Source organism: Pseudomonas graminis, from assembly GCF_013201545.1.
In the GTDB taxonomy this organism is placed as follows: domain Bacteria; phylum Pseudomonadota; class Gammaproteobacteria; order Pseudomonadales; family Pseudomonadaceae; genus Aquipseudomonas.
Window position 1 is genome coordinate 779,622 of the sequence record NZ_CP053746.1, and the last position, 12,900, is coordinate 792,521.

Annotated in this window: 13 protein-coding genes; 8 read left to right on the forward strand and 5 right to left on the reverse strand. The window is 58.9% G+C overall.

All coding sequences use genetic code 11. The features are described 5' to 3' along the window. The first annotated feature begins 160 nt into the window (after positions 1–160). A complete protein-coding gene (locus FX982_RS03580) occupies positions 161–964 on the forward strand; it encodes a SirB1 family protein (protein WP_172609667.1) in 804 nt (267 codons plus the stop codon). Here the strand turns inward: FX982_RS03580 and FX982_RS03585 are convergent, their stop codons facing one another. From FX982_RS03585 to FX982_RS03600, 4 genes are all read right to left on the reverse strand, one after another. Continuing rightward, complete coding sequence (locus FX982_RS03585) at positions 965–4,405, reverse strand: dermonecrotic toxin domain-containing protein (protein ID WP_172609668.1); 3,441 nt, start codon at positions 4,403–4,405, stop codon at positions 965–967. It abuts the gene before it with no gap. A gap of 429 nt (positions 4,406–4,834) precedes the next feature. Beyond that, the gene (locus FX982_RS03590; protein WP_172609669.1) at positions 4,835–5,359 is read right to left on the reverse strand and encodes a hypothetical protein; all 525 of its coding nucleotides are present in this window, start codon (positions 5,357–5,359) and stop codon (positions 4,835–4,837) included. 186 nt (positions 5,360–5,545) lie between these two features. After that, the gene (locus tag FX982_RS03595; RefSeq protein ID WP_172609670.1) at positions 5,546–6,454 is read right to left on the reverse strand and encodes an SDR family oxidoreductase; all 909 of its coding nucleotides are present in this window, start codon (positions 6,452–6,454) and stop codon (positions 5,546–5,548) included. 247 nt (positions 6,455–6,701) lie between these two features. Then, complete coding sequence (locus FX982_RS03600) at positions 6,702–7,157, reverse strand: flavodoxin (RefSeq protein WP_172609671.1); 456 nt, start codon at positions 7,155–7,157, stop codon at positions 6,702–6,704. Between the two features lie 377 nt (positions 7,158–7,534). Between FX982_RS03600 and FX982_RS03605 the strand changes: the two genes are divergently transcribed. The 7 genes from FX982_RS03605 to FX982_RS03635 all read left to right on the forward strand — a co-directional run bounded on the left by FX982_RS03605 (position 7,535) and on the right by FX982_RS03635 (position 11,511). Next, entirely contained in the window at positions 7,535–8,140 is a 606-nt protein-coding gene (locus tag FX982_RS03605) for a hypothetical protein (protein WP_172609672.1), read from the forward strand. A 186-nt stretch (positions 8,141–8,326) separates the two neighbouring features. Then, positions 8,327–8,896: an antibiotic biosynthesis monooxygenase gene (locus tag FX982_RS03610; RefSeq protein ID WP_122535283.1), complete on the forward strand. Its 570-nt coding sequence runs from the start codon at positions 8,327–8,329 to the stop codon at positions 8,894–8,896. Positions 8,897–9,125: 229 nt separating this feature from the next. Further along, entirely contained in the window at positions 9,126–9,836 is a 711-nt protein-coding gene (gene folM / locus FX982_RS03615) for a dihydromonapterin reductase (RefSeq protein ID WP_172609673.1), read from the forward strand. A gap of 20 nt (positions 9,837–9,856) precedes the next feature. Beyond that, a complete protein-coding gene (gene folE / locus FX982_RS03620; protein ID WP_172609674.1) occupies positions 9,857–10,417 on the forward strand; it encodes a GTP cyclohydrolase I FolE in 561 nt (186 codons plus the stop codon). A gap of 3 nt (positions 10,418–10,420) precedes the next feature. Further along, on the forward strand, positions 10,421–10,792 hold the full coding sequence (gene folX, locus FX982_RS03625; RefSeq protein WP_172609675.1) for a dihydroneopterin triphosphate 2'-epimerase: 372 nt from the start codon (positions 10,421–10,423) through the stop codon (positions 10,790–10,792). An 88-nt stretch (positions 10,793–10,880) separates the two neighbouring features. After that, positions 10,881–11,177 (forward strand): DUF1244 domain-containing protein, encoded by a 297-nt coding sequence (locus tag FX982_RS03630; protein ID WP_172609676.1) that lies wholly within the window; start codon positions 10,881–10,883, stop codon positions 11,175–11,177. After that, positions 11,170–11,511, forward strand: coding sequence for a HopJ type III effector protein (locus FX982_RS03635; protein ID WP_172609677.1), 342 nt, complete (start codon positions 11,170–11,172; stop codon positions 11,509–11,511). The genes FX982_RS03630 and FX982_RS03635 overlap by 8 nt, the downstream gene beginning before the upstream one ends. A gap of 273 nt (positions 11,512–11,784) precedes the next feature. Here FX982_RS03635 and trxB read toward each other — a convergent pair whose 3' ends face one another. Then, on the reverse strand, positions 11,785–12,747 hold the full coding sequence (gene trxB, locus FX982_RS03640; RefSeq protein ID WP_122535273.1) for a thioredoxin-disulfide reductase: 963 nt from the start codon (positions 12,745–12,747) through the stop codon (positions 11,785–11,787). Between the last annotated feature and the right edge of the window lie 153 nt (positions 12,748–12,900).

Consider the following 12,900-nt stretch of genomic DNA (forward strand, 5'->3'; position numbering starts at 1 on the left):
GGCGCTGGTTGAAAAAAAGAAGGCTGGCTCAGGAGGATCCGGACGACGGACTGCCGTTGGCCGCGCGCGATCAATCAACGCTGGACGAAGGCGGCGGCCAGGGCTAAAACAGAGCCATCCGTTAACTCTTCTCAGCCGTCTTATCCTGCCGGAGAAGTCGATGAATCCGCGCCAGCAATGCATTGCCTGTCTAGAACGGACCCCGCCGTCTACCTTCGAGGCCGCTGCGTGGGTCGCCACCGAGCACGACGGCCAGGTTGATTTCCGGGCTGTCCGCGACCAGCTGAACGCTCTGGAACGCAGCGTCAGTGCGGCGCTCCCGTCGTTGCCGGCCGCAGAGCTTGCCCAGCCCCTGCTGCGGCAACTGGCGACGTTGGGATTTCAGCAGGACGATGCCGCTCAGCCCAAACCCCAGGCTGCCCTGATCCATAAAGTCCTTGAACGTCGTCGGGGCCAACCGCTGGGGCTGGCGATGGTCGCCCTGGAAATTGCCAGACGTCTGGAGATACCACTCGAAGGCGTTAATTTCCCCGGGCATTTTTTGTTGCGCGTGCCCGGTGCCGACCATTCGCTGGACCCTTGCGGCGGGCGCAGACTCTACCCAAAGGACTGTCGTGAATTGTTGCTGCGGCAGTTTGGTGCGCAGATGCAGCTCAATGCCGAGCACATGCAAACGGCGACGCCTGCGGCGATGCTGCAGCGTTTGTCACGCAACCTGCGTTACCTGCATCAGTTGAATGACGACCTGATCGCGGCGCTCAAGGACGCGACCCGCGTAATGGAGCTGGGCCAGGCCAACACCAGCGATTACCTCGCTCGTGCCAGCCTGTACCAGCATCTGGATTGCCCACAGGCCGAACGTTTCGACCTGGAGCATGCGTTGATGTTGAGTGAGGACCCGGTTCAACGGATGCGGCTCACTCAACGTCTGGTTCAGCTGCCCGGGGTGGGCGCTTTGCACTGATTATCGAAACCGCGGCACACTGCCAGACGACCGTTTTGCCGTCTTGCCCAGGCGCTTCACTTTCTCGGCCTTGCGGATCTTGCGGATCTGCCTGGCCGTTTTGAAGGCTCCGAATGCAGCCTTCATGAAGTAGCCCCTCGCGCGCGCGCGGTCGCCGTCCTGATACGCATGGATTCCGCGGTAGAGATCAACGCTCGCGTGAAGCGCCGTCCAGACCAGCTTCGTCATTGGGTTCAAGCCAGCCAGCTGACCGCCGTATTTACGGACGAAAGCATACGTATTGAGCAGCCTTCGCTCGTTGACACTCTCGGTTTGCGTGTCGATGTCCACGATCAAGTGCTGCACCGCGATCCCGTGCAAGCTCTGTAGTGTCACTGGCGCAGAGTGAGAAACTTTATAGGGCTTGCCGTCGACGACGGGCGAGACCTCAAGCTTTTGCATCAACGTTCCGATGATGCGCTGAGCGCCGTAATAGACCTGATCATAGTAATAACGGCTCATCCCGGGGCGGGACACAGAGCGAACAACGTCATCCTCCTGGCGGAACAGATAGCCATCGGGCGCACCCGGTGTGTAGACCATCGTTCCCAGGCGAGCATTGGCTTTATCCGGCTTGAAAACGTAGATATTGGCAAAGGATTTGTACGCCATCATCAGCAGATGGAGTGTCCCCGGCGCCTGAATATTGTTCCCGACGATACTACTGTCCAGACTTGTGATCATCCGCACGAGCCAGTTGTAATGATCAGCGTCAAGCCGGCCTGCGGCGTACTCAATCAACGCGTCACGGCGCAATTCACAGTGGGTTTTGCGCGCGAACAGGGCGCGAGCCCTGGGCGGCGGGGAATTGGTCAGACCCAACGTGTGCTGGCGCAGTTTTTTGATGTACTCATCGGCATAGTTGGAACCGCGGATCATCTCGTCAACGAAAGCACCCGTAAGCGCGGAGACATCCTGGCCAATCGACGAATACACGGCAGCATCGGGATCAAAATCGTATTCCTCTTCCGAGTAGCCGACCATGAACAGGTCCGTCAGGCACTTGAGCGTGGTGTAGCGGCCGAAATCCGGTTCACCCTCGCCAGCGTTACCCTCCACATCAAAAAACACAGTGTCCGGGTCGATGCGGCCCGGTACCCCGGACGCCTTCAGATGCCTGTCGATCAAGCACTCGCATTCGCGACGGGCAGCCTGGCGCCAAGGCGTGATGCCAAAAGCATCGTAGGCTTTGTTCAGTGCTGCAATCCGATGGGTCAGCACCACCTGCGCCATCCGGTGTTGCTCGGTGACATGCTGCATCCGCCCACTGGCGACAATCTGATTGCGCGCCAGCATTTGATCGACCTTGTAACGGCTCAGGCCCGACAGCGCGTCGGTGAAAGAAGCGCCGTTGACGGCAAGGAACTGAAGGCTGTCCGTAGACCATTGCGAAGGCATCAGCTGAATGCTTTCAATGTACGGAACGACATGCTGGTCTGCCTTGACGACGGTCTGGTCCAGAAGGTACTGCGCACCGCGCGCATTACCCGTCCAGCTGCCGACTTCGAGGGACAGCTTGCGCCAGGTGTCGAAGTCAAACATCTCGCGCCCATTTGGCTGACCCGGTGCATACAGCACATAGAACTCGTCATCGCCGTTGACCTCACGAATGACGACCACATCTTCCAAACGCCGATTGCCGCCTTTGAGGTACAGACCACCTAACTTTATCGCGGGGCTGCCGGAAAGATTCGACTGCACTTGCTCGATCAAAGCCAGACCGCGATCAGAAAGATGCCCTTGCAGTTTGGCCGCCCAGGCACTCAGCGCGATATTGCTGGCGCGCAATGCGCTTATGGCATCCACTGCGGTTTGGTCGCGGTAGCGACGCTCGACTTCGCTCCCGTAGCGCTGCTTCACATTGAGGTCTCGCACCAGGCGGCACACGAACTCGAAGTTCAGGTGTACATGGGCATAAGTGGCATCGACCTCGATACTCGGGGCGAGGGCCAAATCCGTCTCCGGCATGCCGTCGAGCGCAAAGCCCAATAGAGTGTTTGTGTACACAGTCTTCAGCGGCGCGTCTGCGAACTGCATTTCATCGGGCAGATGGATCGTCACGCTGGACGGGTCAAGCGTGTAACCCAGATGTTTCATCAGATAAGCCGCGATTTCTTTCCGTGCAAAGACTTCGGGCGTCTCGATGCCAACCAGTTGCGCTTGCATTCGCGCTTCGCACAGCGACTGCTCAGCGGCGAGTGTCTCGTAGCGCTGACGATCTGACGGCGCAGCGAACCGCAGCCATTGTGGCAGGCGCCGCTCATGCACGAATGCCAGCAGATCCATGTAGCGAGCATTCAGAGTCTGCTCCAGGTCGTCCAGACGGCCAACGTCCTCGAACATCTGCAACAGCGCATCCGGGTCGCCACTGCTTAAAGGTGCGTGGGCAAGCAAGTGGTCGAAATCGTGCAGTTGTTTCTCCCGAAGACTCGCGATGAATCGGGCCGCTGGCTTTTCTTTCATCAGTGAGTATTCAAGGTCTAAAGCCTCCGCCGAGACGTCGTTGAGCAGCATCTGGTGTTCGAGCGAGAGACAACCCAGGATCAGATCCCGCGAGTCGGTCTGCGCCAGGCGCTGCTTGAACTCGAGTTCCATCGCGTCCAGCGTTGCGAACTTCTCCACCCCGCCAGACGGGCTGAAGAGATAGACAACGCCATCGGCGCCATTTGAAACCAGCGGCATGACATCGACGGCTTCGGCAGTCGCTACGCAGAAGCCGATCAGTGGCAGCACCGAGCCATCCGATGTCCGCAACGACAGCGCATAACGGCCTATGCAGTCGGGAGAGTCGACAATGCTCAGCAGCCGCTCTTCTTCCTGAGGGGTGAGCTCGCGGGTGCCGACGGCCAAACGGATTGCGTGGCCAAGCACCCACGACTGCAAGGTTTCGAAGACTTCCTCGCGTGTGCCGCTGACCGCCTCTTCGCCGAGAATCCGGGTGAAAGTATGCTCATCAACTGCCCAATACTGATCGAGACTGAACTTGAAAAAGCCGGGCAGCCTTTTCAGCAGATCAGGCAACATTTCCCTGATCGCGCCGATGTCCAGACCTGCCGGTGCATATGCAGTGTGCGCGGAGTCCCTTCGCGTCGACAACGCTGCTTGTTGATCATCGAGGTAAGTGGTGTCTCCGACAAATGCGCGCAGCAGGACCTCGGTCAGTGAGAGGGGTGCGGGATCGAGCCCGCCTGCATTGCTTGCATGAATGAACAGCGCGTCGGGGTTGGGAAATCGCGTAATTCTAACCAGTGCGTCGGCCAGCAGCTGCCTCGCTGCCTGATGCACAGTCGGAGCCTCCCGAAAATGCGCGACCATCAATGCCGAAAGCTCGGCCTCTTTATCGGCGTGATCGAGCAGCGAACCCGCCGTCGGGCCGGGGTATTTTTTGAAATCTTCAGTCATCTTTACAGCTCCAGAATGACCGCCCGCGCCACAGAGGCATCCAGCCAAAGTGTCGAATACGTGGGCAGTCCGAAAGAGCTGTCATCTAACCCGCTGAATCGCAGACCGATGGAATAACTATTGATTGCGATGAGCGCGACCGGCCGATCCATGGCGCAGGAAAAATGAACGATTATTGCCTATTCGTTGCGCGCTCCTACTGTTGCTGTGGCGGTAACACTGCTTGTCACAACGCGAGCTGTTTCGAGTTCCTCAAACCCTTTACCCTTCGCAGCCTCTGAGCAACCACTGGCCCTCTAACGGCTTGGGGAAGCGCTCAACCGTCGTCACCGACGTTGTGTTTTGAAGCTCCTGGATTCAACGTCTTATTTGGCCGCTGCGATTGCAGCGGTTTTTTTTGCGTGAACGGGCCGCACGCAAAGAAATGCCTCAGGCGCGGATGTTCACCAGCGAGCGTTCGCGTGGCGTGTTTGCGTACTCAGCAAGCGCCATCACGACGGAAATGACCGTTTTTAATTCCACCAGGCCATCTTTGGCCACATCATTTTCCCGGTTCATCAGGCCATGAAGCGCGCCCAACTCTTTCTCAAAAAAGGCATAAGCATTCACTTCGCGCTCTGAGTTAATTTCCTTTCCATCAGCGTCGAATTCGATATCGATGCTGGACATCGCATCTACAAGCCCTTCATCGATAAATCCGCGCTCCGCCAACACCGCACCGATCTCCCTCAACTGTTTGTTGTTCGTCCGGGTAGGGTCGAAGCCGGCCAGATCAAGATTCAAGCCTTGTAGTTTTTTGATGTTGGAAAGACTCTCATCTGCCCAGTACTGTCGGACCTTTTGTTTGACCGCCTGCTCCTCGATACTTAGCCCGGAGTTGGCCTCGAAGCGTTTGTAGGGAGCAGCCACATACACGCTCAGCCGCTCTTGCACTTTGCTCAAATTGCCAATCATAAAACCTCCTGAAAATCGGTTGATCCTCAGGAAATGTCGGGCGGCTCGGGGCGGGGTTTAGGCTGAAAAAATGAAGACGGAATCATTGCCTCATTCAGAGACTGTTCCTACGTCACGGCAAATAACTTTCCTACAAAAACGGCCAATCCGATCGCCCGGACTGGCCGTTATGTGAGCACAAAGAGCTCAGGCAAATTTCTGCAGATTCGCCATCATTTCCTTGAGCGCTTCGACATTGTCAGCCGGATGCGCCGCATCGCTGAAGTCACTGATGGTCTGCCACTGCGCCGCGACGTCTTCCGGCGAGAAGCCTGCATGAGGGTTGAAGCCGGCGCCCAGACTGCGCTCCCAGCGGACTTTGCCGATCCAGCCGCCACCCACTTCATACAGGCCGGCGCTGTCCTGGCACTGCTCGCTGCCCAGGTACACCACCAGCGGGCTGACCAACTCGGGCTTGAGCAGATCGAACACACTGGCCGGAATCAGGCCTTCGGTCATGCGAGTGCCACCGGTAGGGGCGATGGCGTTGACCAGGATGTTGTTTTTGCGCCCTTCAACGGCGAGCGTTCGCGTCAAACCGTACAGCCCGAGCTTGGCCATGCCGTAGTTGGCCTGACCGAAGTTGCCGTAAATACCTGAAGTGGACGAGGTGAAGATGATGCGGCCGTAGTTCTGGTCCCGCAGGTGGGGCCAGGCAGCACGGGTGACTTTGTAGGCGCCTTCGACATGCACGCGGTAAACCAGGTCCCAGTCGGCGTCTTCCATTTTGGCGAAGCTTTTGTCGCGCAAGATGCCGGCGTTGTTGACCACGACGTCGACGCGGCCGAAGGCATCGAGGGCGTTCTGGACGATCTTGTCGCCGTCGGTGACCGAATCATGATTGGCAACCGCCTCGCCGCCCGCTTCACGGATTTCCGCAACCACTCGATCCGCTGCCGATGCATTCGCGCCTTCGCCGTGGGCCGAACCGCCGAGGTCGTTGACGATCACCCGCGCGCCGTGTCGGGCGAACAACAACGCATGGGCTCTTCCCAACCCGCCGCCCGCCCCGGTGACGATCACCACTTTGCTTTCAAAACGCACGGACTCGCTCATGTTGCTCTCCCCGGATGATGAAGCCGGCTCTGCAGCCGCTGCCCTGGATTCATCAGGGCGTCAGCAGCAGACGCGGGCGTAATGGTCATCGAGTCTCGCCGACCCGATGCACGGTCACAATCAACACGGAGCACGCTGAATGGTGGTCGATAACGCTGAGGGATGGCTTGGCCATTGCCCGGCCAGCACCTGAAGCATTGAAGAGTGGACATTGCGCCTGGCTGCCCATGAGCAGCAGGCTCGCCGTTCAGGCGTTCAGCTGTCCGATGAACTCCGCCAGCCACGGCTCGGCATCGCTTTCCGGGGTCACGGTTTCGCTGGCGTCCAGACGCAGCATTTCCTGCACCTCGCGAATCCCCAGCTCGCCAAAGAGCTCACGCATCAACTCGCCGCCCGCGCAAAACGTATCGCCGTAGCTCGCGTCGCCCAATGCAATGACGCCACCCGGCAATCCGCGCCAGGCAGCGGGCAGCACGTCGCGGATCTGGTGATAGAGCGGCTGAATGTTGTCCGGCAGCTCGCCCATTCCAGTGGTCGAGCTCACTGCCAGCAGGGCTTCTGGCGCAAAAGTTTGCAAATCGGCAAGGGTGGCGCGTGGATTGAACAATACTTCGTGCCCTGCATCCTTAATAAGCTGTTGGGCGTGGCGGGCAACCTCTTCTGCCGAGCCATACACCGAGCCCGCAATAATCGCGACTTTCATGGGTTCATCCTGTGACGGGTAAAATCGTGCGGCATTATGCCTCAGCGCGGCGCGATGTCTTGGACTCCTGACCTTGAGCTGCCAAACGTGAAGCGGATCGACGAGCACGGCGTTGATGCAAAATAAGGTTCAACGATGCTCGAACATTCCTGTCTCAGTTGAGTACGTTTACCACTTTCAGATTGGCAGTCGAATCCGGTCAGAACGCCGCGACGATCCGGCCAGCGAAAGAGGTGTCGAGTTAAACGCCGAACGAGCGCAACCTCGGCTGGAGAATGAAATCCTGAAGGGGTAACATCCTGCAACTGACGAACGGCCGCAACCTACCTGCGAACGATCTGTCTGCTCTCTCAATAACCGGTTAATCGAGCCTGGCCATGCAGCGCGACAACATCCTCACGCCGGATGAACTGGAGTTCATCCAGAACATGCAGCACAACCCCACGCTGAATCTGGGCGACAAATCCAGCAGCCTGGTGGTGAACGGTGGCGTGCAGATTCAGGACCTGCTGACTCGCTTGGCTGCCCATGAGCAAGTCACGATTCAGGCCCAGTTCGATAATCAGCAAATGACCTTCCCGCTGCATCTGGTGGAAGACGAATTTCATGCGCTGCACCTGGAGCTGGGTGCGCCGAGCATCTTCGAAGAAGGCCCACGCATTCGTCCATGGCGCTTGATACTGCCTGAGCCAATGCCGCTGCAAACTGAAAAAGGTTCGCCCACCGCGCTGTGGGTGCATGAAGTGTCCTTCAAAGGCATCCTGCTGGAAATACGCAAGCAGACCAAGCCGCCGAAGTCATTTACCGCCTGGTTCTGTCCGGAGGGCCATGCGCCGATTTCGTTGCGCGGGACCTTCGAACGTCTGACTCAGCATGGTCTGGCAGCGTATCGGTTGAGCCAGAACAGTAAAGAAGACACTGAACGTCTGCGTCAGTACATTCTTCAGGAACACCGCAAGATTCACCCTTCGATGCACCTCTAGGATTGCCTGATCAGGCGATCCTCTACGACACCCTCCTCATCCGATAAACACCTCTGGCTTTATCGCAGGATTCAGGAATAATCCTTGCTTGCTTTTTCCAGTGAAGCTGACGCATCGCCACCACCCCGGCGCCGCGTCATGTGATTTCCCTACCCGGGAAGCTCACTTGTTTATCGGAGATACACAATGTCTACCTCACCCGTCACGCTGATGGTTGCCCGTCGCGTCGCCCATGGCCGCTATCAGGAACTGATTGCCTGGCTGCATGAAGGCGAACAGCTCGCTACCGACTTCCCCGGCTATCTCGGGTCCGGCGTGCTTGCTCCGCCGCCTGGGGATGACGAATTCCAGATTATTTTCCGCTTTGCCGATGAAGCTACCATGCACGCCTGGGAGCATTCCGCCTCCCGACGCTCCTGGCTGGTGCGCGGCAGCGGCCTGTTTGCCAAGAATTCCGTGCACCGCGTGAGCGGTATCGACGGCTGGTTTGGCGCCGTCGGTCAGCGCCCGCCGCGCTGGAAGCAAGCCGTTGCCATCTGGCTGGCGTTCTTCCCGGTGTCACTGCTCTTCAATTTCGTGCTGGGACCGCTGCTCAGTCAGTTGGATTTATTCCCGCGCATCATGATCAGCACGTTGATCCTTACACCGCTGATGGTGTTCTGGTTTATTCCGCTGTCGACCCATCTTCTGGCGGGGTGGCTGCACAGCAGCACGCCTGCACAGGTCAGCGGAACGGAGCCGGCGTCTACCCGCTAGCGCTCAGCCACAAGCGCTTTCCCGATCCGGGCGCGGCCGAACTGCGTTGCAGCGCCCGACGTGGCGCCAATTCAAAAACATGTACAGCCCTGCCGGTGTTGTACAAGAACCGACCGTTGGGGTAACTTTGGCCCACGGTCGTTTTCGATGGTGCACGCGAGCCTTCACTGTTCGCCATTTAGCACCGACTCGCCCGACCTCTCTCCCCGTTGATGAATGCGTGACGACCATGGCCTGCTCCCCTGCCCCTGTCTTGATCACTGGTGCCAGCCAGCGCGTCGGCCTCTATTGCGCCGAGCGTCTATTGGCGGGAGGCCAGCCTGTGATCATCACCTACCGCAGCGAGCGGCCGGGCGTGCAGCGTCTAAAGGCGCTGGGCGCGGTGGTGCTTCAGGCTGATTTTTCGTCAGAGACGAGCGTTTTGGATTTCATCGCCCGACTCAAGGAGCAGACTGGCAGCCTGAGGGCCATCGTGCACAACGCGTCCGACTGGCTGGCCGAAACGCCGGGGGACGAGTCGGATGTGTTCATGCAAATGTTTAATGTCCATATGCTGACGCCCTACCTCATCAATCTGCATTGCGCCGAGCTGTTGCGGCGCTCGGAGACGGCCGACATTATTCACATCAGCGACGACGTCACTCGCAAGGGCAGCAGCAAGCACATCGCTTACAGCGCCAGCAAGGCAGGCCTGGAAAACCTGACCCTGTCCTTCGCCGCCAGATTTGCACCCCATATCAAGGTCAACGGCATTGCCCCGGCCATGCTGATGTTTCAACCCGATGACGACGCGGCATACCGCGCACGCACGCTGGAAAAGTCGGCACTGGGCATCGAACCTGGCGCCGAGGTGATCTACCAGAGCCTGCGCTATCTGATGGATACCTCCTACATCACCGGCACCACTCTGACCGTAAACGGCGGACGGCACGTCAAGTAAGCCGCCCCGAGGAAACATTGATGACCCTGTCACTGCCACAGCATTACCGTGAGATCCTTGTCGGCCTGGGTGAAGATCCTGAACGCGAAGGCCTGCTGGATACGCCCAAGCGCGCCGCCAAGGCGATGCAATACCTGTGTCATGGCTACGAGCAGACGCTGGAAGAGATCGTCAACGGCGCGCTGTTTGCGTCCGAAAGCGACGAGATGGTGATCGTCAAGGACATCGAACTCTATTCGCTGTGCGAGCATCACCTGCTGCCCTTCATCGGCAAGGCTCACGTGGCCTACATTCCAACCGGAAAAGTTCTGGGCCTGTCGAAGATCGCGCGCATCGTCGACATGTACGCGCGGCGCCTGCAGATTCAGGAAAACCTGACGCGGCAGATCGCCGACGCGATTCAGGGCGTGACCATGGCCGCAGGTGTGGCCGTGGTCATTGAGGCTCAACACATGTGCATGATGATGCGCGGCGTTGAAAAGCAGAACTCCACCATGAACACCTCGGTGATGCTCGGCGCCTTCCGCGAGTCGACCACGACCCGCATGGAATTTCTGCAATTGATCGGACGGAGCAAGTAGTCCATGGCAAGACTCGAACCCGGCACCGCGCGCATCAGGGTCAAAGACCTGTGCCTGCGTACGTTTATCGGCATCAACGAGGCCGAAATCCTCAACAAGCAGGACGTACTGATCAACCTGACGATTCTGTACGCGGCGCAGGAAGCGGTGCGCGACAACGACATTGATCACGCGTTGAACTATCGGACCATCACCAAGGCCATCATCCAGCATGTAGAAAGCAACCGCTTTGCCTTGCTTGAGCGCCTGACCCAGGAAGTGCTCGACCTGGTAATGACCCATGATGAGGTGCAATACGCCGAAGTCGAAGTGGACAAGCCCCACGCACTGCGTTTCGCCGAATCGGTGTCGATCACCTTGGCGGCAGCGCGCTGATTTCTGCGATCGCCGGTTCAGGCCCACGCTTGCCCGGCCTGACTGCCACTCTTATCTTCCGCCCATCTTTACTCCGACCGAGCACACCATGACCGAGCAACAACGTCTTGAACTCGAAGCCGCGGCTTTCCGCCGTCTGGTTGCCCACCTCGACAGCCGCAAGGACGTGCAGAACATCGACCTGATGAACCTCGCCGGTTTCTGTCGCAACTGTCTGTCCAAGTGGTACAAGGCCGAGGCCGACGAGAAGCACATCGACATAACGCTCGATGACGCCCGCGAAGTGGTTTACGGCATGCCGTACAGCGAGTGGAAATCCACGTACCAGAAAGAAGCCAGCGCCGAGCAGCAAGCCGCGTTCGTCAAGGAACCGAAGCATGACTGACCTGAGCGCCCTGCGCGCCAGCCTCGCCAGCGGCAATCATCTGTTCGCCGACACGCTGACGTTCATCGCCGCGCATTACGACTATCAGCCTCAGGCGTTCAGCAACGGCCCGGTGGAAAACGCCGCTGGCCAGAACGAAGGCTCCTGCAAGACCCTCGGCCTGGCGCTGCTGGAAGGCCTGAGCGATGAAGAAGCGCTGCTGGCTTTTGGCGAGCACTACCGCTCTGTACTCGATACACTGGACGGCTCGGACCACGGCAATATTCGGGCACTCATCGCGAACGGTTTGGCCGGCGTGAAGTTCTCGGCCGAGCCTCTCAAGTCCAAGGCCTGAGTGCGCGCTTAAGTCTGTAGGACAACCCGGCCACGCACACGCCGGGCTTCTCGTGCAGTAAACACATTCGTGTGGGAGTGAGCTTGCTCACGAAAGCGGCATGTCGGGCGCTGAAGGTTTAGCGGATGTCAGGACCTCTTCGCGAGCAAGCTCGCTCCCACAGTTCGTGCGTCGGCAGAACATCTGCGGCGTTTTCAGGTTCGATGAGCGCCTGCTCGGCACACATAAAAAAACCGGCTCAGTGAGCCGGTTTTTTTGCAGCTGAAGATCAGGTCAGAACGAAACGTTCGCCAGGCCGTCCAGGTAGCGCTCGACGTCCAGTGCAGCCATGCAGCCTGCACCAGCCGAGGTGATGGCCTGACGGTAGACGTGATCCGCCACGTCGCCGGCAGCGAAAACACCATCAACGCTGGTGGCCGTCGCATTACCTTCGCGACCGCCTTGAACGACCATGTAGCCGTCTTTCAACGCCAGCTGACCGTCAAACAGGCTGGTATTCGGCGTGTGGCCGATGGCGATGAACACGCCGTCGACGGTCACTTCGGAATAGCTGCCGTCGTTGTTCTTCAAGCGCGCACCGGTCACGCCCATGTTGTCGCCCAGGACTTCGTCCAGGGTAGCGTTGAGTTTGAGCTCGATCTTGCCCTCGGCGACACGTGCATGCAGCTTATCAATGAGAATCTTCTCGGCGCGGAAGGTATCGCGACGGTGAACCAGGGTGACCTTGCTGGCGATGTTGGCCAGATAGAGGGCTTCCTCGACGGCAGTGTTGCCGCCGCCGACCACGGCGACCGGCTTGTTGCGATAGAAGAAACCGTCGCAGGTCGCGCAGGCCGACACGCCCTTGCCCATGAACGCTTCTTCGGACGGCAGACCCAGATAACGGGCGCTGGCGCCGGTGGCGATGATCAGCGCGTCGCAGGTGTAAGTCGCGTTGTCGCCTTTCAGGCTGAACGGCTTACCGGCCAGATCGACCGCATTGATGTGATCGAACACGATCTCGGTCTCGAAACGCTCGGCGTGTTCACGCATACGCTCCATCAACGCCGGGCCGGTCAGGCCATGGGGGTCGCCCGGCCAATTGTCGACTTCGGTAGTGGTGGTCAACTGACCACCCGCCTGCATCCCGGTGATCAGCAACGGCTTGAGGTTGGCGCGCGCGGCATAGACTGCAGCGCTGTAACCGGCAGGGCCGGAGCCGAGAATAATCACTCGCGAATGACGTACATCAGACATGACACACTCCTATTGACCGGCCATCGTTACGCGTGGTCGGAGTCACTGGGTCTGAACCGGCGTGCCGGTTGAGAGGGTTGGGACTGACGGGCGCCTGTGGCTACACGGGGCGCACGACGATCCTGAAAACGAGAAGCTGCCACTCGGGGCACA

What these genes read in the sequence shown, in the direction of transcription:
- FX982_RS03580 (WP_172609667.1), top strand. Translation starts at nt 161, where the DNA reads ATGAATCCGCGCCAGCAATGCATTGCCTGTCTAGAACGGACCCCGCCG.
- FX982_RS03585 (WP_172609668.1), bottom strand. Translation starts at nt 4,405, where the DNA reads ATGACTGAAGATTTCAAAAAATACCCCGGCCCGACGGCGGGTTCGCTG.
- FX982_RS03590 (WP_172609669.1), bottom strand. Translation starts at nt 5,359, where the DNA reads ATGATTGGCAATTTGAGCAAAGTGCAAGAGCGGCTGAGCGTGTATGTG.
- FX982_RS03595 (WP_172609670.1), bottom strand. Translation starts at nt 6,454, where the DNA reads ATGAGCGAGTCCGTGCGTTTTGAAAGCAAAGTGGTGATCGTCACCGGG.
- FX982_RS03600 (WP_172609671.1), bottom strand. Translation starts at nt 7,157, where the DNA reads ATGAAAGTCGCGATTATTGCGGGCTCGGTGTATGGCTCGGCAGAAGAG.
- FX982_RS03605 (WP_172609672.1), top strand. Translation starts at nt 7,535, where the DNA reads ATGCAGCGCGACAACATCCTCACGCCGGATGAACTGGAGTTCATCCAG.
- FX982_RS03610 (WP_122535283.1), top strand. Translation starts at nt 8,327, where the DNA reads ATGTCTACCTCACCCGTCACGCTGATGGTTGCCCGTCGCGTCGCCCAT.
- folM (WP_172609673.1), top strand. Translation starts at nt 9,126, where the DNA reads ATGGCCTGCTCCCCTGCCCCTGTCTTGATCACTGGTGCCAGCCAGCGC.
- folE (WP_172609674.1), top strand. Translation starts at nt 9,857, where the DNA reads ATGACCCTGTCACTGCCACAGCATTACCGTGAGATCCTTGTCGGCCTG.
- folX (WP_172609675.1), top strand. Translation starts at nt 10,421, where the DNA reads ATGGCAAGACTCGAACCCGGCACCGCGCGCATCAGGGTCAAAGACCTG.
- FX982_RS03630 (WP_172609676.1), top strand. Translation starts at nt 10,881, where the DNA reads ATGACCGAGCAACAACGTCTTGAACTCGAAGCCGCGGCTTTCCGCCGT.
- FX982_RS03635 (WP_172609677.1), top strand. Translation starts at nt 11,170, where the DNA reads ATGACTGACCTGAGCGCCCTGCGCGCCAGCCTCGCCAGCGGCAATCAT.
- trxB (WP_122535273.1), bottom strand. Translation starts at nt 12,747, where the DNA reads ATGTCTGATGTACGTCATTCGCGAGTGATTATTCTCGGCTCCGGCCCT.